Genomic DNA, 20,676 nt, shown 5'->3' with positions numbered 1-20,676 from the left:
TCGACCACCCCGCACAGTTGGGAGCCACGTGTCGAGGCACACGGAGCCGCGACCAAATCGGTTACGCCCCGTCCGAAACGGCCGCCCGGCGGCGTCCCGCGACGGGAACGAAAGCCGCAAGCCCCTCGCTCGCCAGCCGTCGTGTATGGACCTCGCGGTCAAGATTCTCTACATGCTCGCGCTTCTCGGCGCCGGCTTCGGCGCCCGGCGCGTCGGCGTCCTCACCGCCGGGCGCGCCGACTCCCTCACGACGTTCGCGTTCTACGTCGCGCTCCCCGCGCTCGTCTTCGACTCGACGGCCGCGACCGCGCTCGAGGACGTGCTCTCGGTCGCGATGGTCGCCGCGTTCCTCGTCGTCCTCCTCGGCGTCGCCGGTATCGGCTGGCTCGTCCACCGGCGCGTCCCGACGCGTGCCGCGCGCAGCGTCGCCATCGTCCAGTCCTATCACACGAACTTCGGGTTCCTCGGCCTCCCCATCGTCGCGATGACGCTCGGGAGCGCCGCTACCGCGAAAGCCGGCATCCTCCTCGGCATCGGCGCACTCATCCAAATCCCGATGACCGTCGTCCTCCTCACCTCGATGAACGACGCGGACGCCTCCCTGCGCGACGAGCTCGCGGGCGTCGCGCGCAACCCCGTCATCGCCGCGCTCCTCCTCGGCCTCGGGTTCGCCGCGTTCGGCGTGCCGGTGCCGGGGCCCGCGAGCACGGCGCTCGGATGGGTGTCGACGCTCGCGCTCCCGGCCGCGCTCCTCTCCGTCGGCGCCTCGCTCACCCTCTCGCTCGACGGCGTCGACGTCTCCACCGTCGGGAGCGTCGTCGCCCTCAAAGTCCTCCTCATGCCGCTGCTCGGGCTCGCCGCGCTCTCCCTCCTCACGAGCGACATCGCGACCGTGCAGGCCGGGTCCGTGATGCTCGCGATGCCGACCGCCGTCTCGACGTTCATCTACGCGAACGAACTCGGTGGCGACGCCCGCCTCGCCTCCACGAACGTCTTCGTCACCACCGTCTGCTCGCTCGGCGCCGTCTTCGTCATCCTCCGACTGCTCGTCTAGCGCCGCTCGACGCGCAGGGCGAACGAGCCGTCGCCGTCGACGCTCAGCGTCACTTCCTCGACACAGCGCTCGTACTCGTTCGCGTGCCGTCCCGAGCGGCGGACGCGCGTGCGCTCGGCGAGAAAGCCCGCGTCCGTGAGCGCCTCGAGCTTCCGGTAGACCGTCGAGAGCGGGATGTCACAGCGCTCCGCGAGCTCCGACGCCGAGCGCGCGTCCGCGCTCGTCGCCTCGAGGATCGCCTGACAGTCGGCGTCGTCGAGGACGTCGAGGACGTCCTGCACGGCCGCCGGGTCCGTAACGGCCGCGTCGTCGGGCGTGGCTGGCTGGCGGTGCTGCGAGCGAATGGCATCCGTCGCGGACTGGCTCATACTCCAGTGTAGTGTGGCCAGAGCCACCAGTCTGCGCCACCGCTATTCGGGGTGGTTTATACGTGGGCGCGGGAGAGCCGGCCTACGTGCCGTCGAAGGCGTCCTCCGAGACGGCGCTCGAGCAGACCGGGCACCCGCTCGCGAGGAGGGCGTCGCGCGTCGCGGCGGTGAGCGGGATGGAGGCGGCGCACTCCGAGCAGGTGAACGTCCGGGTCTCGGCGTGACTCATACCCAAGGGTACGACGGGCATGACTAAAGCGACCGCGTCCGTTCTTAGCCGGTGAAAACGCCGCGAGCACTCGCGCGCACATCACCGCACTCAAGTCGCTGCTCGCGCAACAACTAGCGGACGATGGGGTCGGGAATCCGCGCGACGGTGTCGTTCGACGCGCCCGCCGGCTGTGCGCTCGCGGCGTTCTCGGAGCGGGCGGACGCGCCGATTACGCACGTCTCGACGAGCGTCGCAGTCGAGGGCGCCGAGAGCGTCACCGAGTTCCTCGCCGCCACCGACGCGATTCCGGACGGCGTCGAGGCCGAGCGCGTCTTCTCCTACGGCACGCAACACGCGTATCGGATCACGCACGACGCCGGCGCGCACTGCCCGTGCGAGCGCCTCGGCGCGTTCGGCTGTCCCGTCCACCGCTACGTCGCCGAGGCCGGCGACGTCACGCTCGACTTCCACGCCGCCGACTTCGCGACGCTACAGGACGCGATGGCCGACCTCCGCGAGCGCTTCAGCGTCGACGTCCAACGCCTCCTCCAACCGCCCCTCGAGGGGGACCCAGAGGAGCGCGTGTTCGTCAACCCCGGCCGGCTCACCGACCGCCAGCGCGAGGTGCTCGAAACGGCCTACGACCGTGGCTACTTCGAGCGTCCGCGCCGCGCGAACGCCACCGAGCTCGCCGCCGACCTCGGCATCGCGCAGTCGACGTTCACCGAGCACCTCGTCGCCGCCCAGAGCAAGCTCCTCGAGGACGTCTTCGGGGAGTGAGGCCTCGGCGGCCCGAGGGGAACGTCTTAAGACGGCACGTACGCTCTGTCCGAGTACGACCATGGTACTCGCCGAAGAGACCGCGATGAGTGATTCGGAGACGGACGCCTTCCTCGGGGAGATGGAGACGGGCGTCCTCTCGCTGGCGAAGACGGACGAGCCGTACGCGATCCCGGTCTCCTACGGCTACGACGCCGACGAGCGAACGGTCTACCTCCGACTCGTCTCGACGCCGGAGAGCGAGAAACGACAGTTCCTCGCGTCCGCGCCGCGCGCGAGACTCGTCGTCTACGAGGAGGCCGACGGCGGAACGACCTACCGGAGCGCCGTCGCCGCCGGCACGCTCGAGGAGATCGACCCGTCGACGCTGTCCCCCGAGCAGATCACGCAGTACGGCCGCGCGAAGCGTCCGCTCTTCGAGATCTGGGGCGGGTCGAAGCGCGACCTCGACATCCAGCTCTACGCGCTGCAGCCCGACGAATTGAGCGGCCGCCACACCGAAATCGACCGCGAGGAGTGACCGCTCAGCCGTCGGCGAAGTCCTCGGCCGTGACGGCCGTCGAGCAGATCGGACAGCCGTTCGTCAGGATGGCGTCGCGCATCGGGTCGTTGACCTCGATGTGCTGACCGCAGTCGGGACAGTCGAACTCGTATTCTTGCATTCGTACTCTCCGGGTCGGGCGGCGACGGACGGTCGGGACGCCGCGATACTCGCACTCACCCGGTCTCGAACTATCAGACTGTCGGTTGTCGATGTCGGGGGTGGTTCTCAGCGCGCTGGAACCGAGCCGCCACCCTATGATGTGTGCGCGTGAACGCGTTCGGCCGTATGCCGACGCCACCGCTGGACGCGGACGACGCCGCGCGGGCGCAGACCGCGTGCGCGAACCGCCTGCTCGCGCACGTCGAGGCGACCGAGGACGGCCCCGACGTCTGCACGCTCTTCCCCGCCGACCCCGACGACCCGCTCACCGAGTGGCTCTCCGCCGAGGAGGGGTCGTACGTCGCGCTCTCGGCGATGCGGTAGTCGCGCCCGTTTCTCGCCACGTGGGGACCGTCTAGTCGGTATATCCCCCCTGCCCGCCTCTTCTCACCTGTAAGGTGTTCCAGAGATGGCAGCCAAATTCGAAACCGGCGTGAACGAGCTCGAGAGCAGGGTGGGCGGCGTGACCGTCCACGCGAAAGTACACAGTCTGTCGGCGTGGTTCGTGCTCGCGCTCCGACTCATGATGGGGTTCGCGTTCGCCTACTCGGGGTTCACGAAACTCGTCGCGGCAGAGCCGTTCGGGGCGGGCGGCTACCTCGCGAACGTCGCGGCGGCGAACGGGAACCCGCTCGCGCCCGTCTTCGCGTGGATGGGCGCGACGCCGTGGTTCGTCGAGTTCGCGAGCGTCGCCGTCCCGTGGGGTGAACTCCTCATCGGCCTCGGCCTCCTCGTCGGCCTCATGACGCGCCTCGCCGCGTTCTTCGGCGCGCTCATGATGCTCATGTTCTACTTCGGAAACTGGGAGGTCGCCCACGGGGTCATCAACGGCGACTTCGCGTACATGCTCGTCTTCCTCTCGGTGGCCGCGTTCGCGGGCGGGCGCATCCTCGGCCTCGACCGGTACGTCGAGAACTACGACCTCGGCGGCGAGACGCTCGTCGAGCGGTATCCCGCGCTGGCCTACGTCCTCGGCTGAGCCGGGTTCTTTCTCCCTCGGTCGCGCGTGCCGTCGGAGAAGACGTACCGAAACGCATTAGCGAATCGCACTGGTAGAGAGTGACATGGACGATGGGCCGTTCGTCGAGATGACCGACGCGAGCGAGGGCGCGGACAGCCCTTGGTTGGGCGTCGTGTTCTTCCTCCTGTTCCTCGCGCTCGTCGTGCTCCTCTACGCGCTTTGAGTCCCGAAACTTACAGGTCGCGTTCGAACTCGTGCTCCGCGCCGCTCGCGACTTCGCGGAACCCGACGGACTCGTAGAGGCGCCGCGCGGCGTGGTTGCGTCGCTCGACGGTGAGCCAGACGCGCTCGATGCCGTGCTCGCGCCCGTGCCGGAGCGCCGCCTCGACGAGATGCGTACCGATGGTGGCGCGCTGGTAGTCGTGGGCGACGAAGATCGCGAGTTCGGCGCGCCCGTCCCCGATGGGGAGGAGCGCGACGTGGCCGACGACGGCGTCGCCGTGCCACGCGAGCACGTGGAGGCCGTCGTCGAGGAGGTCCTCGAGCCACGCGCGCAGTCGCGGTTCGGTGGCCGGCGGGAGGCCCTGCGCGCGGTCCGTCGGCTCGAACGACGCGTACATCGCGGCGAGCGCGTCACCCTCGCCCGCGTACGTCCGGAGGGCGATGCGGCGGCCGTCGGCGTCCGCGAACCGCACGGGGAGCGCCGAACGCGGCTCGCCGCCGGAGTCGGGTTCGCCGTCGGTTGACACGGGAGACATCACGGGTCCACCTACGCGACCACCAACGAAAGGACCGCCACCAGTTCCCGGTTTCCGAGAACCGGACGTGGCGCGCGGTAGCGGATGCGGTCGAAAGCGGCGAGGCGTGTCGCGGACGGCCGGTACGTTCTTCCCGGAAAGTCGCATACGGTTGACCGTCCGATGCACGCGATGGGGGAGATTTCGATCTGCTACGTATCGAACGACGAGTCGGCTGGGGGGCCGACACTCGACGACCTCGACGTCACGCGCGCGACGCCGTCGGACGTCCGGCTCGGCGACGTCGACGCGGTCGTCGCGGACCAGCGACTGGCGGAGACGGACGCGCTCGGGGCGTTGCTCGAGCGGGCGCCGGAGACGCCGTGCGTCGTCGCCGACGCGGACGCCGACCCGCGCGACGTCGAACTCGCGGTTCGGACGGCGGTCCGCGAGGAGTGGACCGGCTACCCGGTTCCGGTCGGTGAGTCCGAGCGCCTCGAGCGCCTCGCCGAGTACGACTTCGAGCAGCCGATGTTGAGCGCGCACCTCGACGGGTTGACGACGACGGCGCGCGAGTGCGTGGACGCGCAGGTCGGCTTCGTCGGCGTCGTCGCCGAGCGCGAGGAGGAGTTCCTCACCGCGCAGGGCGTCGAGTGGGAGACGCTCGAGCGCACGGACGCGGTCTGCTCGCACGGGATCGTCGGCGACGGCCCGCTCGTCATCGACGACCTCGCTGCGGACCCGCGCGTGAGCTACGAGGCGATCACCGACGAGTACGAGTTCGAGTTCTACGCGGGCGTCCCGCTGACGTCGCCGAGCGGCGAGTCGCTCGGGATGCTCTGCGTGATGGACGAGGAGACACCGGCGTTCGACGAGGAGGACGAACAGGCCCTCGAGTGGCTCGCCGAGCAGGTGACGCGGTACGTCGAACAGTACGGCCGCGCGAGCTGAAGCGCGCTACTCGACGTCGAGCTCGAACTGTTCGTTCTCGGCGGCGGCGTTCAGCACGACGGACGTCGAGGAGCCCGTGATGTCGCCGTCGGAGAGGATCTCCTTGATGCGCGCGTTCATCTCGTCCGTGTCGCGGAACTTCCCGATGGCGATGATGTCGAACTCGCCGGTGACCTCGTAGACGGACGTGAGCTCCTTGATCTCGGTGAGGTGCGCGGTGACGTCCGGGATGGCCGACCCCTCGACGTTGAGCTGGAGGACGGCGGTGACGTCGTAGCCGAGGCGGTCGTAGTCGATGATCGGCGTGTAGCCCGTGACGACGCCCTCCTCTTCGAGGTCCTTCAGGTGATTCGAGACGGTGGTGACGGAGACGTCGAGTTCCTCGGCGAGCGTGCGCAGACTCGCGCGCCCGTTGCCGAGCATCGCGTTGATCAGCTCCGTGTCAATATTATCGTATGCCATTATATCCCCTTATCTACTACCGATGTGATTGATTCGTATTGAACTTTCGCTCTTGGACTGACGCGCGTCCGGAAGGAGCGCGTCGTCGCTCGAAAAGTGACCGGTCGGTCGCGATCAGGGGCTTCAGACGACGGGGAGTCAGAACGCGGCGCTAGCGCTCGCCGGCGTCGCCGTGGTCGTGGCCGCCGTGGCCGTGCGCCATCCCGTCGCCGTCGTCGCCGGTGGCGTGGAGCCAGTAGAGGGCGGCGAACGCGACGACCGCGAGCGCGTTCAGCACGGCCTTGTAGTTGAGCTCGATCTGGATCTCGGTGATGCGCGCGGTCGCGGGGTCGGGAACGAACGTGACCCCGGTGGCGGCGTGGAGGGCGACGAAGACGCCGTGGATCAACACGCCCGTGACGACGGCGCAGGCGAAGATGGTCACGGAGAGAATGGCGGCGAACGTCCCGCCGTAGTACTCCCGGTAGGCCTGCATGATCGGCGGGATGATGAGGTCGGCGTAGATATAGGAGAGCACGCCGCCGAACGGGAGCCCCTCCGTGTAGAGGAGCGCGCCGAAGGGGACGTTCCCGACGGAGCAGACGAACGTCACGATGCCGACGACGGCGCCGACGACCGCCATCGTGACGACGTAGAGGGCGTCCACGCCGAAGAGGTGGGCGTCGAAGACGACCGTCCAGACGGACTGCGGGACGAAGCCCGCGAGGATACCGGCGAAGACGAAGCCGAGCGCGATCTCGTCGTAGAGCATCCCCCACTCCTTGTGCTGTTTGTCCGCGAGGTCGCGCCACCCCGCGAGGCTGGTGGCGCGCTCCCGGATCGTCGTGTTCGCCGCCTCGGGGTCCCACGACTCCATGCAGGACGCCGAGCAGAAGTAGTAGGTGCTGCCCTCGACCTCGCGGGTGTACGCCGTTTCCTCGGGGTCGACGTCCATCCCGCAGTTCGGGCACTCGACGGTGTCGTCGTCCGCCGTCGCGTGCTCGCGCGCGGTCTCGAGGATTTCGTCCGGGACGAGGTAGCGAAAGACCGCCGCCATGAGGGCGATGAGGACGAACCCACCGAGGAAGTCCGCGAGGACGAACTGCCAGCCGAGGAGGAGCCAGATGACGAAGCCGATTTCGATGACGAGGTTCGTCGAGGCGAACATGAACGCGCCGAGGGCCGCGCCCGCGCTCGCGCCCTTCTTGTAGAGGTTCTTCGCGGTCGCAATCGCGGAGTAGCTACACGAGGAGGAGACGAAGCCGAAGAAGGTGCCGAGCGCGAGCGCGCGCGGGCCGTCGGTATCGAGGTGGTCGGCGATGTCCTCGGCGTCCACCCACGCCTCGACGCCGCCCGCGATGGCGAAGCCGAGGACGAGCGCCCACCACGTGACCCACACCATCGACGCGGTCGTCCGCGCGGCCTCGATTGCGCCGGTGAGGAGGAAGGCATCGAGTGGTTTCGTCGTCGTCACCGCGCCGACGACGACGGCGAGTCCGGCCAGGCCGGCGAGTATCAGGTAGTCGCGCGTATCCATGGATACCCCTCTGGTCGTGTCTACTCACGGGACGTTCAGGTGGGTTTCGGCCGTCACAGAAAAGCGAGAACGGCCGCGAGCTTTGGAGTCGAAAGCGGGCGTGCGATTCAGCCCGAGAGCTCGTAGCCGGCCTCCGAGACGGCGTCGGCGACGGCGTCGGCGTCGGGCGTCCCCTCGACGACGAGCGTGTCGGCCTCGTTGTCCGCCGCCGCGGATTCGACGCCGTCGAGCGCACCGACGGCGTCCTCGACGCTCTGCTCGCAGTGCTCGCACGACATGCCGGTGACGGTGTACGTTTCGCTCATCGCACTCGTACGGAGGGGGCGCTCGTTTACCGCGCTTGCGCTTCGGACTCCGAAGCGAGCACCGACGGCGAGCCCGGGCATCGAAACCGGGGGCGACCCCATCCACTAACACCGTCGCGTTCGTCCGTCCCGCATGGGTTTTCACACCTTCGACGCGGAGAGTGCCGCGCGCCTCGAGGACGCCGCCGAGCGCTATCGCTACTGCTCGTGCGAGGAACTCCTCGGCGCGCTCGCGCTCGCGGGCGACGAGACGGTCGCCGACCTCGGGAGCGGCACGGGGTTCTACGCGGACGACGTCGCGCCGCACGTTGCGCGCCTCCACGCCGTCGACGTTCAGGCGGCGATGCACGAGTTCTACTGCGAGAAGGGCCTCCCTGGAAACGTCTCGCTCGCGACGGCGGACGTCGCCGACCTCCCGTTCGCCACCGACGCCCTCGACGCGGCGTACGCGACGATGACGTTCCACGAGTTCGCGAGCGACGCGAGCCTCGCCGAACTCGCGCGCGTTTGTCGCGACGGCGCCCGCCTCGTCGTCGTGGACTGGAGCGCCGCCGGCGACGGCGAGAGCGGGCCGCCGGTCACCGAGCGCTACGACGCCGCCGACGCGGACGCGATGCTCGCCGACGCCGGCTTCACCGTCGAGCGGACCGTAGAGCGCGTCGAGACGTTCGTCGCCGTCGCCGAACGGTGATCGGAGCGGTCGGCGCTGTCGCGGATTCCGGTACCGACGCTGACGCCGGCGCTGTCGCTCGCTCGCCGAAAGAACGGAGAAAATCGCGTCGCGCGGGAGCGGATTACTCGACGTCGACGACTTCGATGTCGAAGACGAGCGTCTCGCCGGCGAGCTCGGGGTTGAAGTCGACCTTCACGACGTCGTCGTCGACGTGCGTGACGGTGCCGCGCTGGCCGTTCTGCGCCTGCAGCTGGTCGCCCTCCTCGGGGCGCTGGCCGAGCATCTCGACGAGCTGCTCGGTCTCGAACTCCTGGACGCGCTCGTCGGTGCGCTCGCCGTAGGCCTTCTCCGGCGGGATTTCGAGCGTGTCGGACTCGCCGGCGTCGAGGCCGACGAGGCCGTCCTCCATTCCCTCGATGACCGCGCCCGCGCCGACTTCGGCGGTCAGCGGCTCGTAGTCGCGGCGGTCGTCCGCGATGCCCTCCTCCTCGGCGACGTCCTCGCGCGAGGTGTCGAAGACCGTGCCGTCCTGCAGTCGTCCCGTGTACTCGAAGGTTACCGTGTCGCCATCAGAAATCGTCATACGCTATCGAGACGCCGAAGACGGATAAGCCGTCGCATCGCGGGACGCCGGCGCAACGCTCGCCGCGACGCCAGCGCTAACAACGGGGGCGAGCGCACCCGTGCGTATGAGCGCTGCAGACGTCGCCGCCATCGAGCGGCTCAAACACCAGTACTGCTACCGAATCGACGACGGCGACTACGCCGAATGGGCGGCGCTCTTCACCGAGGACGGCCGCTTCGTGATGGACGACGGCACCACCTACGAGGGCCGCGACGAACTCGAAGCGTTCGGCACGGACGTCTTCGACGACGTCTACGACGAGACCGCACACGTCGTCACGAACGCCGTCGTCGACGTCGACGGGGACACCGCCACCGGGCGGTGGTACCTCGAACTCTACCACGAGACGCCGGACGGCGAGCGCGGCGTCCAACAGGCCACCTACCGCGACAGCTTCGAACGCGTCGACGGCGAGTGGCGCATCGCGGACGTCGACCTCACGTACGGCGTCGGGCTCTAGAAGGACTCCTGGGAGTCGCGCGCCGGGTTCGACGAGCGGTCGTCGTAGTCGATGCGCCCGACGTGCTCCTCGCCGAGGTTCGCGAGCACCGCGTGGTGGAGGTCGCGCGCGGACGCGAACGAAGACTCGTCGGTGCGCGCGAGCACCGACTCGAGCGACACCGACGCCCCGTCATCCGCCGCCACCTCGACGTCGCCCACCGCCTCGACGACGGTCGCCCGCTCGGCCGGGAAGTGACACGACTCCGCGACGCGCTCGTAGACGTCGGCTGGCTCGAGTGGCATCGTGATTCGTCTCAGTGTTGTGTCGCACCACAGATAGGTCTTGAGGCCGCCGCGTCCGGATTCGTCCGTCGCAGTCATCGCTCATCCCCAGCGCACTAATGTGGCCTCAGTCCGACCGAGGTTCGTCTGTAACTCGGACTGCGCGATCAGTTGCGCGCTCTCACGCTGGCTTCAACCCGACTAGGGTTCGTCTGTAACCCGGTACACCGTCGCCGAGTTGACGAGCATCCCCTTCAACCCGACTAGGGTTCGTCTGTAACCTTGGGAGTGTTATCATGCCGGTGAAGTCCACTCGAAAATCCCTTCAACCCGACTAGGGTTCGTCTGTAACCACTTCCTCCGGTTCTGCGCGGCGCACGATATCGAGCTTCAACCCGACTAGGGTTCGTCTGTAACTGCCTGCGCCACGACGGCGCCACTTGACGACGACCAGCTTCAACCCGACTAGGGTTCGTCTGTAACCAGCACCTCTGGGGGTGCGATGCATGACGCATCTAGCTTCAACCCGACTAGGGTTCGTCTGTAACGTGCTGACTTTGACGCCACAACAATCACAATTCATGCTTCAACCCGACTAGGGTTCGTCTGTAACCGGACTCGACGGCACTCAATTCGGCCGCATAGCGACGCTTCAACCCGACTAGGGTTCGTCTGTAACTCGCTCGTGAACTCCCGATGCCGCTCATCCAGTGGCTTCAACCCGACTAGGGTTCGTCTGTAACGAGATCGAGCGGGTCGCTGTACGTCTGGACATCGCGCTTCAACCCGACTAGGGTTCGTCTGTAACGAGCTGGTAGACCTGACTCAGCACGACGATGATCAGGCTTCAACCCGACTAGGGTTCGTCTGTAACCATGAAAACCCTCGCAGACGAGGGAAAGATCGCCGGGCTTCAACCCGACTAGGGTTCGTCTGTAACACAACGATCCAAGTCCGCACGACAGGCTACAAGGTGCTTCAACCCGACTAGGGTTCGTCTGTAACGGTCGAACGGGCGTGTCTGCCTGGCAGAGGTGAGCACAGCTTCAACCCGACTAGGGTTCGTCTGTAACAGGTCGCGCGCGTCGACGTCCACCACCGCGACGGGCTTCAACCCGACTAGGGTTCGTCTGTAACTCGTCTCGGACGCGGCGGCCGCACAGGCGCGGGGGCTTCAACCCGACTAGGGTTCGTCTGTAACCAGGACAACGGGAGCATCGTCGTCGCGGCGGCCGGGCTTCAACCCGACTAGGGTTCGTCTGTAACACCGTAGCGACTGACGTGTCGGGGTTCCGCTCGATGCTTCAACCCGACTAGGGTTCGTCTGTAACGCGTAACGGATGGCTGACGCAATATCTGCGGTTGCTTCAACCCGACTAGGGTTCGTCTGTAACGCTCTTGGAGCGCCGTCGCGTTCGTCGATTCGTAGACGCTTCAACCCGACTAGGGTTCGTCTGTAACGCTCCCGAACCCGCGCTCACTAAAGCCGCCCTCGCTTCAACCCGACTAGGGTTCGTCTGTAACGACGACGTAAACGACGCGCATGAGGTCGCTCGACGTAAATCTTCAACCCGACTAGGGTTCGTCTGTAACGGACCTCAACGTCCGCCGGTACTTCTACGACCCCAGGCTTCAACCCGACTAGGGTTCGTCTGTAACCGGCAGTTCGGCGCTGCGGCGGCGAAGAACAACAGCCGCTTCAACCCGACTAGGGTTCGTCTGTAACTCGAGTTCGACGAGCTCCGCGTCGCCCAGCTCATCACACTCAAAGGCCTCGCTTCAACCCGACTAGGGTTCGTCTGTAACCGTCCTCGCATTCGCCGCCGCCTACCTCACTAATTGGCTTCAACCCGACTAGGGTTCGTCTGTAACGTCGTTCTCAATCGACTTGCGAACGCGACGGTAGGTGCTTCAACCCGACTAGGGTTCGTCTGTAACGTGCAGACGTGCGCCTCCTCAGCCTCCAAGCTGGGGCTTCAACCCGACTAGGGTTCGTCTGTAACCTGCGCGAGCACGTCGACGGTCGTCCCGTTGATGGCGCTTCAACCCGACTAGGGTTCGTCTGTAACTGGTCGTCGCATGACGGACACGACCGCCGCGCGCGGCTTCAACCCGACTAGGGTTCGTCTGTAACGCTGTCCCGCGCTCCTAAAGAAGTCCGACGAGAGTCAGCTTCAACCCGACTAGGGTTCGTCTGTAACCGTAAGCAGCACACGCCATCGTTATCCCCTCCTCAGGCTTCAACCCGACTAGGGTTCGTCTGTAACGTGGTTACCCCCCTTGAGTGCGCTCGGTATCTGGTAGGCTTCAACCCGACTAGGGTTCGTCTGTAACCATGGCCGTTTCGCCGGCCGTGGCGGTGCTTCGCGGGGGATGTGCTTGAACATTTTCGTCGACCCGCGATAGTGGCCGGTCCCCCGGGGGGTCGATGGTGCGGCGTTAGCGCGGGGTGAGGCCGACGCCGTCGGCGAGGAGGCGGTGCGAGCGGAGGGCGTCGTCGTGGTCGGCGACGGCGTGCTGGATCATCACTTCCTCGACGCCGAGGCGGTCGGCGAGTTGGTCGAGGAGGCCGGCGAGTGTCTCGGGGCTGCCGGAGATGGCGCGCGGCCACTCGCCCTCGTCGAGCGTCGCGGGCGTCGGGTCGGGGACGCCGCCGAGTTCCTCGATGGCGGCCTCGACGGAGGTGATGCGGGCGGTTTCGCCGCGAGCGATGCGCGCGAACGTGGCTTCGGCGACGGCGCGGAGGCGGGCGGCTTCCTCGTCGCTGGGGGCGCAGACGGCGTTCAGCGCGACCATCGCCTCGGGTTCGTCGACGCCGCCGGCGAGCGCGGAGGCCTCGAAGTGCGCGCGGTAGGTCTCGACGGCGCGCTCGGCGAACTCGGGGCGGATGAACGCCGCGAAGCAGTACGGGAGACCGAGTTCGCCGGCGAGTTTCGCGCTGGAGGGGCTGGAGCCGAGCGCCCACGGTTTCGGCGGCGTGGCGTCCGAGCGCGGGATGGTGAGGTCGGCGTAGGGGTGGCCGTCGGGGTAGTCGTCGTGGAGGTGGCTGGCGACGGCTTCGAGTTTCTCGCGGTGGTCGGCGTCGGGGTTCTCGACGCGCCGGTCGGTGCCGAGCGCGCTGTCGACGGCGGGCGAGCCGTTCGCGCGCCCGAGGCCGGCGTCGATGCGGCCGGGCGCGAGCGCGTCGAGCGCGCCGAACTGCTCGGCGACCTTGAACGGCCGGTAGTGGTTGAGGAGAACCGCACCGGAGCCGAGGCGGATCGAGTCGGTTTCGGCGGCGAGGTGGCCGAGCAGGACCTCGGGCGTGGTGCCGGCGAGCGCGTCGCCGTTCCCGTGGTGCTCGGCGACCCAGTAGCGCGTGTAGCCGAGTCGCTCCGCCTGCTGGGCGGACTCGACGGTGTTCGCGTAGGCGTCGCTCGCGGTGCCCTCGGCGGGGACGGGCGAGAGGTCGACGGCGGACAACTCCATACGTCGACTCGGTCGCGGACGGGGATACGGGTTGGTTTCCCGGCACGGCTCTCGGCGGCGGCGCGACCCACGGGCACGCTCACCACAATCACAACTACCTTTGTACGTCGTCCCGGAGTAGTCGATATTCAGGTGGATTCCGTGACCGAGAAACGCGAATACACGGGCGACTATCCCGACAAGACGCTGTACATTCCCGGCCCGACCGAAGTCCGCGAGGACGTCATCGAGGAGATGGCCCAGCCGATGTTCGGCCACCGGATGGACCGGATGACCGACCTCTACACGACCATCGTCGAGGACACGAAGGAGTTCCTCGGCACCGAGAACGACGTCGTCGTCCTCACGGCGTCGGGCACGGAGTTCTGGGAGGCCTCGACGCTGAACCTCGTCGACGAGAACATCCTCGTGCCGACCTGTGGGAGCTTCAGCGAGCGGCACGCGAACGTCGCCGAGCGCCTCGGGAAGGACGTCGACCGCCTCGAGTACGACTGGGGCGACGCGGTGAAACCCGAGGACATCCGCCGGCATCTCGAGCAGAGCGAGAAGCACTACGACGTCGTCGCGTGCGTGATGAACGAGTCCTCGACCGGCGTTCGTAACCCCATCGAGGAGGTGGGTGACGTCCTGCAGGACTACCCGGACACCTACTTCGTCGTCGACGCTGTCTCCGCGCTGGGCGGGGACTACGTGGACATCGACGCGCACGGCATCGACGTCATCTTCGCCTCGACGCAGAAGGCGTTCGCGATGCCGCCCGGTCTCGCGGTCTGCGCGGTCAGCGAGGAGGCCTACGAGCGCGAACTCGAGAAGGACGAGGCGTCGTGGTACGGGGGCTTCCAGCGTTCGCTCGACTACTACGACCGGAAGGGTCAGACCCACTCGACGCCCGCGATTCCCGTGATGCTCGCCTACCGCAAGCAGATGAAGTACATGCTCGAGGAGGGCCACGCGGGTCGGGACGCACGTCACCGCGAGATGGCCGAATACACGCGCGAGTGGGCGCGCGAGCACTTCGACATGTTCCCGGAGGCGGGCTACGAGTCACAGACCGTCTCCTGCATCGAGAACACGCAGGGGATCGACGTCGCGGCGACCATCGAGGAAGTGAGCGAGGAGTACGACTTCGTCTTCTCGAACGGCTACGGCTCCCAGCTCGGCGAGGAGACGTTCCGCATCGGCCACATGGGCGAGCACGACGTCGAGAGCATCCGCGCGCTCACGGACGCCATCGAGGACGTCGCGGACCTCTGAGCCGGCGGCAACTCGGTTCTCGTTTGAGGTACGGCGACCGGGAGAGCGGTGTCGTGCGGCGTCGCGGCTCCCCGTGCGTGAAACGATACTGTGGCGTGCGTGTCGCCCTCGGTGGGCGGACGCGGAAGAAAGGCGGCCGGGTTAGCTGGAGTTCGCGGAGCGCGTGGACTCCTCGGTCTCGACGTCGCTCGCCTCGGCGTCGGAGCCCTCGCGGATGTCCTGGAGTTCCTGGTCGATCTCCTCGCGGCCGCGCTGGAACTCGCCCATCGCCTGCCCCGTCGAGCGCGCGAGCTTCGGAATCTTGCTCGCGCCGAAGAGCAGTACGGCGATGAGGAGGACTATCGCTAGCTCCATCCCGCCGGGCATCCCACCGATGAACAGCACGCCATCAGGTAACATGATACTCCTCTATAGTCCGCTGGTAGTTATAGGCCTTTTCCCTCCACAGAGCGGCGTCGCGTCGTCACGTGCCCGTGGACGCTCTCGGCTCGGCTGACACCCGAGGCGGCCCGCGAGCGCGGGTGCGAAAGGCTTGTACCGCCATCGGGCGAAACGCGAGCAATGGCGAGCGAGAACGACGAGCCGACGGTTCCGGTACACTGCGAGGCCTGTGAGACGACGAACCGCGTGGCGCTCTCCGACGTCGCGGCGTCCGTCGAGCGCCACAACGAGCGCGTCCACGACGGCGAGGAGATCGCGACCGTCGACCCCGACGTCGCGGATCGGCTCGCCGACCTCGTCGCCGCCGACCTCGGCCTCCTCGAGGAGTGAGAGGGGCGCGGGTCGCGGCTGTTGCGAGCGGGCGCGCGACCGTCACGGCGCGTCGGGTGTCGCGTCCTCGACGCGCCGGTCGAGGGCGGCGTCGCGGCACACGCACCTATCCGTCTCGGGGTGGAACGTCCCAGCCATGAGTAAGGCGAGCGACCTCCGCGACCTCCTGGCCGACGGCGACACGCTCACGATCATCTGCCACAACAACCCGGACCCGGACTGCCTCGCGAGCGCGCTCGCGCTCGGGCGCATCGCGGCCGCCGTCGGCATCGACGACCGGCGCATCCTCTACAGCGGCGACGTCTCCCACCAGCAGAACCGGGCGTTCGTGAACCTCCTCGACATCGACCTCCAGCCGTTCGACCCCGCGCTCGTTCGCGACCGCGCGCCGGGGTCGCTGCTCGCGTTCGTCGACCACGCGGTGCCGGGCGCGAACAACCGCGTCCCCGAGGGAACGGCCGTCGACGTCGTCATCGACCACCACCCGGCGGACGAGATCGAGGCGCGCTTCGTCGACCACCGCGAGTCGGCGGGCGCCACCGCGACGATCCTCACCGAGTACGTCCGCGAGCTCGCCGTCGAGACGGACGCCGCGCTCGCGACCGCGTTGCTGTTCGCGATCCGCCGCGAGACGCTCGGCTTCCTCCGTGGCGTGACGCGCGCGGAGTACGACGCCGCCGGCTACCTCCACGAGCACGCGAACGACGACCTGCTCGCGCGGCTGTCGACGCCGTCCGTCTCGGGGGCGACGCTCGACGCAATCGCCACCGCGATCCAGAACCGGACGGTTCGCGGCGCCGCGCTCATCTCGCACGTCGGCCGGACGACCGACCGCGACTCGCTTCCGCAGGCCGCCGACTACCTCGCGACGCTCGAGGGCGTCGAGACGGCGGTCGTCTTCGGCATCGTCGAGGAGAGCATCCACGTCAGCGCGCGCTCGACCGACCCGCGCGTCCACATCGGCGACGCGCTCGCGGAGGCGTTCGCGGGCGTGGGGAGCGCGGGCGGCCACCGCGAGATGGCGGGCGGGGAGGTGCCCCTCGGTATCTTCGCGGACTACACGACCGACGACGCCCAGCTGCTCGCCATCGTCGAGCAGATCGTGACCGCGCGCCTCGTCGCCGGCCTCAACCTCACCGAGGGGGAGGCGGGAGACGAGGAGTAGCGCGCCAGTCGGCGCGCGTCGCACGGCGAGAGCTTTCTTCTGCGACGCGGGCACAGGCTTCGACGAGACCCGATGTCGGTCGACGACTCAGACACGGACGACGACCACGCGGACGACTGAGCGCGCGAGCGGCCCCGAAGCTTTTGTCGCTGTTCTTGGTAGGTGGGGCCGATGACTCCGCTTGAGGTCGTCCTGCGATTGCTCGCCGGCGTCGGGCTCATCCTCGCGAACGGCTTCTTCGTCGCCATCGAGTTCGGGTTGACGCGCGCCCGGCAGTTCAGCGAGGCCGAGTTCGTCGACGGCGACTCCGCGCTCGAGCGCGCGTGGGCGATGACGAACGATCTCGAGATCTACCTCACGACCTGTCAGGTCGGAATCACGGCGTCGAGCATCGCGGTCGGTATCGTCGCCGAACCCGCGCTCGCCGCGCTCTTCGAGCCGTACTTCGCGGGCACCGCGCTCGCGTCCGTCGGCGCCGGCGCGGTCCTCGCGTTCGCCATCATCAACCTCCTCCACCTCACGCACGGCGAGCAGACGCCGACCTACCTCGGCGTCGAGCGCTCGCGGACCGTCTGCCGGTACGGCGCGACGCCGCTCTACTGGTTCAACTGGCTCATCTCGCCGCTGATCACGCTCGGTGACGCCATCGCGAAGGCGACGCTGAAGCTCTTCGGCGTCGAGATGACGGGCGCGTGGCTCGAGACCGAGGAGGACGTCCTTGAGTCGCGCGCCGACCTCCGCAACCGCCTCGACTCGCTCCTCACGCGCGGCGAACTCCCCGAGGAGCGCCGCGAGGAGGTGATGAACGCGCTCGACGCGGACGAGCTCGAGATCAGCGAGATCATGGTGCCGGCCGAGGATATCGTCGCCATCTCGGTCTCCGCGCCCGTCGAGGAGAACCTCGAGCGCATCCGGAGCAGCCCGCACACGCGGTTCCCGGTCGTCGGTGACGACCTCACGGACTTCCGGGGCATCGTCTACTCCCCCTCCATCATCGACCACTACGAGGGGCTCACGGAGGGGACGACGTCGTTCGAGGAGATCGCGGCGCCGCCGATGACGCTCGCGGCGGACACGAGCGTCAGCGACGCCTTCGACCAGTTCCAGGCGGAGGATCAGGAGATCGCGCTCGTCCTCCGCGACGGCGAGGTCGTCGGCCTCCTCACGGCGACGGACGCGCTCGAAACCGTCATGGGGAACCTCGAGGACCCGCTCGACTGACGGGTCCCGGGTCGCCTCGACCGCGGCGTACACGTCGTGCACACCTGCTCGGTCGTTGACGCTAACCGGCCGTCTCGAGCGCGTTACGACGGATGGCCAGCGATTCACCCAGCCGCCGCGTCCTCGCCATCGGACTCGTCGGCGTCCTCCTCCTCGCCGGTTGCTCGACCCTCCCGACCGGCGGTCTCTCGGACGCCGACGCCGTCGGCGAGCACGTCCAGCAGCGCTACGACCGCATCGACTCCTACACCGCGACCGTCACGAAGACCGTGGAGACGCCGACGACGAGTGCGTCCGTCCGCGCGACCCTCGACGTCGAAACCGGCGAGCGCATGCGCCTCACCTACGAGTCGGGCGCGCGCGCCGGCACCACGGAGACCGTCGACCTCTCGGCGAGCGACGCCGCGCGACCCGTCCTCTCGACCGGCCTCCAGCGCGCTGGCGACGGCCAGCGCGCGTCCTACGGCGCGCTCGCGGAGACGCTCGTCCGCACGAGCAACGTCACGCTCGAGCGCACGACGGTTCTCGACGGCCACCGGACGGCCGTCGTCTCGCTCGCCCCCGCGTCGGACGCGAACGCGTCGACGACCGTCGAGCGCCGCGTCTGGATCGACACCGAGCGCCGCCTCCCGCTGAAGGTCGAGACGACGTGGACGGGCGCGGACGGCGCGACGACCACGGAGACCGTCCGCTACGCGAACGTCACGGTCCACGAGCACGACGCGACGTCGGACGCGACGGGTGAGGCGACCGCATGAGTCGGCGCCTCTCGACCGTCGGCCGGCTCGTCGTCGTCGCCGCCGTCGTCGGCTTGCTCGTCGGCGCGGTCGTCGCCCCGACCGTCTGGGACCGCACGACCGGCCCGGACGGCTCCGTCGCCGTCATCGAGATGCACAGCACCATCACCACGGAGACCGCGAGCGGCGTCGTCGACAACCTCCGCGACGCCCGCCGGAACGACTCCATCGACGCGGTCGTCCTCGACGTCGACAGCCCCGGCGGCTCGGCGGCCGCGAGCGAACAGCTCTACCTCGCCGTCAAGCGCACCCAACAGGTGATGCCGGTCGTCGTGAGCGTCACCGGGATGGCGGCCTCCGGGAGCTACTACATGAGCGCGCCGGCGGACGCGATCTACGTCACGCCCGCGAGCAGCGTCGGGAGCGTCGGCGTCCGCGCCACCCTCCCGAGCGAGGGCGTGCCGAACGGCGAAGTCGTCACCGGCCCCGACAAGGGCTCGACGGGGACGCAGACCGAGGTCAGACAGCGCGTCGAGTCCCTGCGGCGCGCGTTCGTCGGGAGCGTGATGGCCGAGCGGAACGACTCCATCGCGCTCACGCGCGCCGAGCTCTCGCACGCGAAGGTCTACTCGGGCGTTCGCGGCGTCGAGCTCGGCCTCGCGGACTCCGTCGGCGGCGTCGACACCGCCATCGGCGACGCCGCCGGCCGCGCCGGCCTCGGCGACTACGCGGTCGTCCGCATGGAGTCACCGCAGCCCGACGTCCTGAGCCAGCTCGGCCTCGGCGCCGACACAGGGTCGGAACGCGGCGCTGGCACGCACGCGACGTTCGGGTACAGCGGCACCGACACGGTCCACTACCTGATGCTCCACGGGTCGCTCGAAACCCCCGGCACGGAGGTGTCCATCAATGCAAGCCAGTGATCTCCGCACGCTCGTCGTATCGTTCGCCGCCGCCGTCCTGCTCGTCGTCGCCGTGACCGCCGGCACGGGCGTCGTCGCCGACTACGCCGACGGCCCGCGCTCGACGCAGCCGGACGCGCCCGCGTACGACGCGGCGACGCTCCTCGCCGACCCGGTCGCCGACGACGGCACCGTCCCGACGCCGGACGCGAGCGAGTCGAAGACCGTCGTCGTGGACGTGAGCCACGGGAACGCCGTGAGTCGAAGCACGCTCCAGCCGCTCGTGAACGCGCTCGTCGCGGGCGGCCACGAGGTCCGCTTCTACGGCGGTGGCTCCTCGCCGGTCGGCTACTCGAGCAGCGAGGGGTCGGCGTTCGCGCGGACGCTCCAGGACGCCGACGCGCTCGTCGTCGCGAACCCCGCGAGCGCGTACACCGGCGACGAAGTCGACACCGTCGAGGAGTTCTCGGACGCCGGCGGGCGCGTCCTCCTGCTCGCGGACACCCCCTCGAGCGCGACGAGCGCGACGTCGCTCCTCGGGCTCTCCACCGGCACGTCGAGCGGCGCGAGCGGCCAGCCCGACGACGTCGCGGCGCGCTTCGGCCTCACCTTCGACGCCGGCTACCTCTACGACATGACGGCGAACGCGAACAACTTCCAGTACGTCTACGGGACGCCGAGCGGCGGGAGCGAGTTCGCCGGCGACGCCGAGCGCGTCGTCTTCGACGCCGCCGTCCCGGTCGTCGCCGACGACGACGTGACGACGGCCGTCGCCGTCGAGGACGCGAGCTACTCGACCACCCGGAAGAACGGCACCTACCCGGTCGTCGTCCGCGACGGGAACGTCGTCGCAGTCGGCGACACGTGGGCGTTCTCGCCGGACGGCGCGACCGTCGCCGACAACGAGGTGCTCGTCGGCGACACCGCCGAGTTCCTCGTCTCCGGCTCGAAGACGCCGGGCGCCCCGCAGACGGGGTCGTCGGGGTCGACCGGCGGGGCGACGCTCCCGACCGGTGGCTCGACGGGCGCGAGCGCGACCGCCTGACGCCGCGCTCGCCGTCCCTCACTCGAACTGGGCCGAGACTTTAC

The 20,676-nt window shown here is 68.6% G+C and carries 26 protein-coding genes and 1 CRISPR repeat array; of the genes, 15 read left to right on the top strand and 11 right to left on the bottom strand.

Going from position 1 to position 20,676, the window contains the following annotated elements; translation table 11 throughout:
• The first annotated feature begins 145 nt into the window (after positions 1-145).
• Positions 146-1,054, top strand: a complete 909-nt coding sequence (locus tag EFA46_RS11595; protein WP_123077614.1) for an AEC family transporter — start codon at positions 146-148, stop codon at positions 1,052-1,054.
• Here EFA46_RS11595 and EFA46_RS11590 read toward each other — a convergent pair.
• Both EFA46_RS11590 and EFA46_RS11585 read right to left on the bottom strand, forming a co-directional pair.
• Positions 1,051-1,422: a helix-turn-helix domain-containing protein gene (locus tag EFA46_RS11590; protein WP_123077612.1), complete on the bottom strand. Its 372-nt coding sequence runs from the start codon at positions 1,420-1,422 to the stop codon at positions 1,051-1,053. The two genes, EFA46_RS11595 and EFA46_RS11590, sit on opposite strands and share 4 nt — an antisense overlap.
• An 82-nt stretch (positions 1,423-1,504) precedes the next feature.
• Positions 1,505-1,651, bottom strand: a complete 147-nt coding sequence (locus EFA46_RS11585) for a hypothetical protein (RefSeq protein WP_176969884.1) — start codon at positions 1,649-1,651, stop codon at positions 1,505-1,507.
• 123 nt (positions 1,652-1,774) lie between these two features.
• Here EFA46_RS11585 and EFA46_RS11580 point away from each other — a divergent pair, with 123 nt between their 5' ends.
• The gene (locus EFA46_RS11580; protein ID WP_123077610.1) at positions 1,775-2,413 is read left to right on the top strand and encodes a helix-turn-helix domain-containing protein; all 639 of its coding nucleotides are present in this window, start codon (positions 1,775-1,777) and stop codon (positions 2,411-2,413) included.
• Between the two features lie 61 nt (positions 2,414-2,474).
• Positions 2,475-2,933, top strand: a complete 459-nt coding sequence (locus tag EFA46_RS11575; protein ID WP_123077608.1) for a pyridoxamine 5'-phosphate oxidase family protein — start codon at positions 2,475-2,477, stop codon at positions 2,931-2,933.
• A gap of 4 nt (positions 2,934-2,937) precedes the next feature.
• Here the strand turns inward: EFA46_RS11575 and EFA46_RS11570 are convergent, their stop codons facing one another.
• Positions 2,938-3,075, bottom strand: a complete 138-nt coding sequence (locus EFA46_RS11570; RefSeq protein WP_123077606.1) for a zinc ribbon domain-containing protein — start codon at positions 3,073-3,075, stop codon at positions 2,938-2,940.
• 167 nt (positions 3,076-3,242) lie between these two features.
• On the opposite strand from EFA46_RS11570, the gene EFA46_RS11565 reads away from it, so the two are divergent.
• On the top strand, positions 3,243-3,440 hold the full coding sequence (locus tag EFA46_RS11565) for a hypothetical protein (protein ID WP_148040697.1): 198 nt from the start codon (positions 3,243-3,245) through the stop codon (positions 3,438-3,440).
• Between the two features lie 85 nt (positions 3,441-3,525).
• Positions 3,526-4,095 carry a DoxX family membrane protein gene (locus tag EFA46_RS11560; protein ID WP_123077602.1) on the top strand — a complete coding sequence of 190 codons (570 nt, stop codon included), beginning with the start codon at positions 3,526-3,528 and terminating at the stop codon, positions 4,093-4,095.
• 215 nt (positions 4,096-4,310) lie between these two features.
• On the opposite strand, the gene EFA46_RS11555 is transcribed toward EFA46_RS11560, so the two are convergent.
• Positions 4,311-4,826, bottom strand: coding sequence for an N-acetyltransferase family protein (locus EFA46_RS11555; RefSeq protein WP_370529292.1), 516 nt, complete (start codon positions 4,824-4,826; stop codon positions 4,311-4,313).
• 171 nt (positions 4,827-4,997) lie between these two features.
• Here EFA46_RS11555 and EFA46_RS11550 point away from each other — a divergent pair, with 171 nt between their 5' ends.
• On the top strand, positions 4,998-5,765 hold the full coding sequence (locus EFA46_RS11550; RefSeq protein ID WP_123077598.1) for a GAF domain-containing protein: 768 nt from the start codon (positions 4,998-5,000) through the stop codon (positions 5,763-5,765).
• Positions 5,766-5,771: 6 nt separating this feature from the next.
• Here EFA46_RS11550 and lrp read toward each other — a convergent pair whose 3' ends face one another.
• The 3 genes from lrp to EFA46_RS11535 form a co-directional block, all read right to left on the bottom strand.
• Positions 5,772-6,227, bottom strand: coding sequence for an HTH-type transcriptional regulator Lrp (lrp, locus tag EFA46_RS11545; RefSeq protein WP_123077596.1), 456 nt, complete (start codon positions 6,225-6,227; stop codon positions 5,772-5,774).
• Positions 6,228-6,378: 151 nt separating this feature from the next.
• Complete coding sequence (locus EFA46_RS11540) at positions 6,379-7,743, bottom strand: permease (protein ID WP_123077594.1); 1,365 nt, start codon at positions 7,741-7,743, stop codon at positions 6,379-6,381.
• A 107-nt stretch (positions 7,744-7,850) separates the two neighbouring features.
• Entirely contained in the window at positions 7,851-8,048 is a 198-nt protein-coding gene (locus tag EFA46_RS11535) for a heavy-metal-associated domain-containing protein (protein WP_123077592.1), read from the bottom strand.
• 133 nt (positions 8,049-8,181) lie between these two features.
• Here EFA46_RS11535 and EFA46_RS11530 point away from each other — a divergent pair, with 133 nt between their 5' ends.
• On the top strand, positions 8,182-8,739 hold the full coding sequence (locus tag EFA46_RS11530) for a class I SAM-dependent methyltransferase (RefSeq protein WP_123077590.1): 558 nt from the start codon (positions 8,182-8,184) through the stop codon (positions 8,737-8,739).
• A 103-nt stretch (positions 8,740-8,842) separates the two neighbouring features.
• Here the strand turns inward: EFA46_RS11530 and EFA46_RS11525 are convergent, their stop codons facing one another.
• Positions 8,843-9,304 (bottom strand): peptidylprolyl isomerase, encoded by a 462-nt coding sequence (locus tag EFA46_RS11525; protein ID WP_123077588.1) that lies wholly within the window; start codon positions 9,302-9,304, stop codon positions 8,843-8,845.
• Positions 9,305-9,410: 106 nt separating this feature from the next.
• On the opposite strand from EFA46_RS11525, the gene EFA46_RS11520 reads away from it, so the two are divergent.
• Positions 9,411-9,806: a nuclear transport factor 2 family protein gene (locus tag EFA46_RS11520; protein ID WP_123077586.1), complete on the top strand. Its 396-nt coding sequence runs from the start codon at positions 9,411-9,413 to the stop codon at positions 9,804-9,806.
• On the opposite strand, the gene EFA46_RS11515 is transcribed toward EFA46_RS11520, so the two are convergent.
• Complete coding sequence (locus EFA46_RS11515; RefSeq protein ID WP_148040696.1) at positions 9,803-10,090, bottom strand: DUF5789 family protein; 288 nt, start codon at positions 10,088-10,090, stop codon at positions 9,803-9,805. The genes EFA46_RS11520 and EFA46_RS11515 overlap by 4 nt on opposite strands.
• Positions 10,091-10,193: 103 nt before the next feature.
• Positions 10,194-12,403: a CRISPR direct-repeat array (repeat unit 30 nt; unit sequence GCTTCAACCCGACTAGGGTTCGTCTGTAAC).
• A gap of 105 nt (positions 12,404-12,508) precedes the next feature.
• On the bottom strand, positions 12,509-13,537 hold the full coding sequence (locus EFA46_RS11510) for an LLM class flavin-dependent oxidoreductase (protein WP_123077582.1): 1,029 nt from the start codon (positions 13,535-13,537) through the stop codon (positions 12,509-12,511).
• A 141-nt stretch (positions 13,538-13,678) separates the two neighbouring features.
• Between EFA46_RS11510 and EFA46_RS11505 the strand changes: the two genes are divergently transcribed.
• Complete coding sequence (locus tag EFA46_RS11505; protein WP_123078410.1) at positions 13,679-14,791, top strand: alanine--glyoxylate aminotransferase family protein; 1,113 nt, start codon at positions 13,679-13,681, stop codon at positions 14,789-14,791.
• A 141-nt stretch (positions 14,792-14,932) separates the two neighbouring features.
• Here the strand turns inward: EFA46_RS11505 and EFA46_RS11500 are convergent, their stop codons facing one another.
• Positions 14,933-15,157, bottom strand: a complete 225-nt coding sequence (locus EFA46_RS11500) for a twin-arginine translocase TatA/TatE family subunit (protein ID WP_123077580.1) — start codon at positions 15,155-15,157, stop codon at positions 14,933-14,935.
• Between the two features lie 195 nt (positions 15,158-15,352).
• Here EFA46_RS11500 and EFA46_RS11495 point away from each other — a divergent pair, with 195 nt between their 5' ends.
• The 6 genes from EFA46_RS11495 to EFA46_RS11470 all read left to right on the top strand — a co-directional run bounded on the left by EFA46_RS11495 (position 15,353) and on the right by EFA46_RS11470 (position 20,632).
• Positions 15,353-15,562 (top strand): hypothetical protein, encoded by a 210-nt coding sequence (locus EFA46_RS11495; RefSeq protein ID WP_123077578.1) that lies wholly within the window; start codon positions 15,353-15,355, stop codon positions 15,560-15,562.
• Positions 15,563-15,698: 136 nt separating this feature from the next.
• Positions 15,699-16,727: a bifunctional oligoribonuclease/PAP phosphatase NrnA gene (locus EFA46_RS11490; RefSeq protein WP_123077576.1), complete on the top strand. Its 1,029-nt coding sequence runs from the start codon at positions 15,699-15,701 to the stop codon at positions 16,725-16,727.
• A gap of 171 nt (positions 16,728-16,898) precedes the next feature.
• Positions 16,899-17,948: a hemolysin family protein gene (locus tag EFA46_RS11485; protein WP_123077574.1), complete on the top strand. Its 1,050-nt coding sequence runs from the start codon at positions 16,899-16,901 to the stop codon at positions 17,946-17,948.
• A gap of 92 nt (positions 17,949-18,040) precedes the next feature.
• A complete protein-coding gene (locus EFA46_RS11480) occupies positions 18,041-18,706 on the top strand; it encodes an outer membrane lipoprotein-sorting protein (RefSeq protein ID WP_123077572.1) in 666 nt (221 codons plus the stop codon).
• Positions 18,703-19,608, top strand: coding sequence for a S49 family peptidase (locus tag EFA46_RS11475; RefSeq protein WP_123077570.1), 906 nt, complete (start codon positions 18,703-18,705; stop codon positions 19,606-19,608). Before EFA46_RS11480 ends, EFA46_RS11475 begins: the two co-directional genes overlap by 4 nt.
• Positions 19,595-20,632 carry a DUF4350 domain-containing protein gene (locus EFA46_RS11470; protein WP_123077568.1) on the top strand — a complete coding sequence of 346 codons (1,038 nt, stop codon included), beginning with the start codon at positions 19,595-19,597 and terminating at the stop codon, positions 20,630-20,632. Before EFA46_RS11475 ends, EFA46_RS11470 begins: the two co-directional genes overlap by 14 nt.
• The last annotated feature ends 44 nt before the right edge of the window (positions 20,633-20,676 follow it).

It is taken from the genome of Halarchaeum sp. CBA1220, assembly GCF_003721175.2.
GTDB lineage: Archaea > Halobacteriota > Halobacteria > Halobacteriales > Halobacteriaceae > Halarchaeum > Halarchaeum grantii.
The sequence above is the reverse complement of the archived record's forward strand: the minus strand, read 5'-3'. Positions and strand labels throughout refer to the sequence as shown.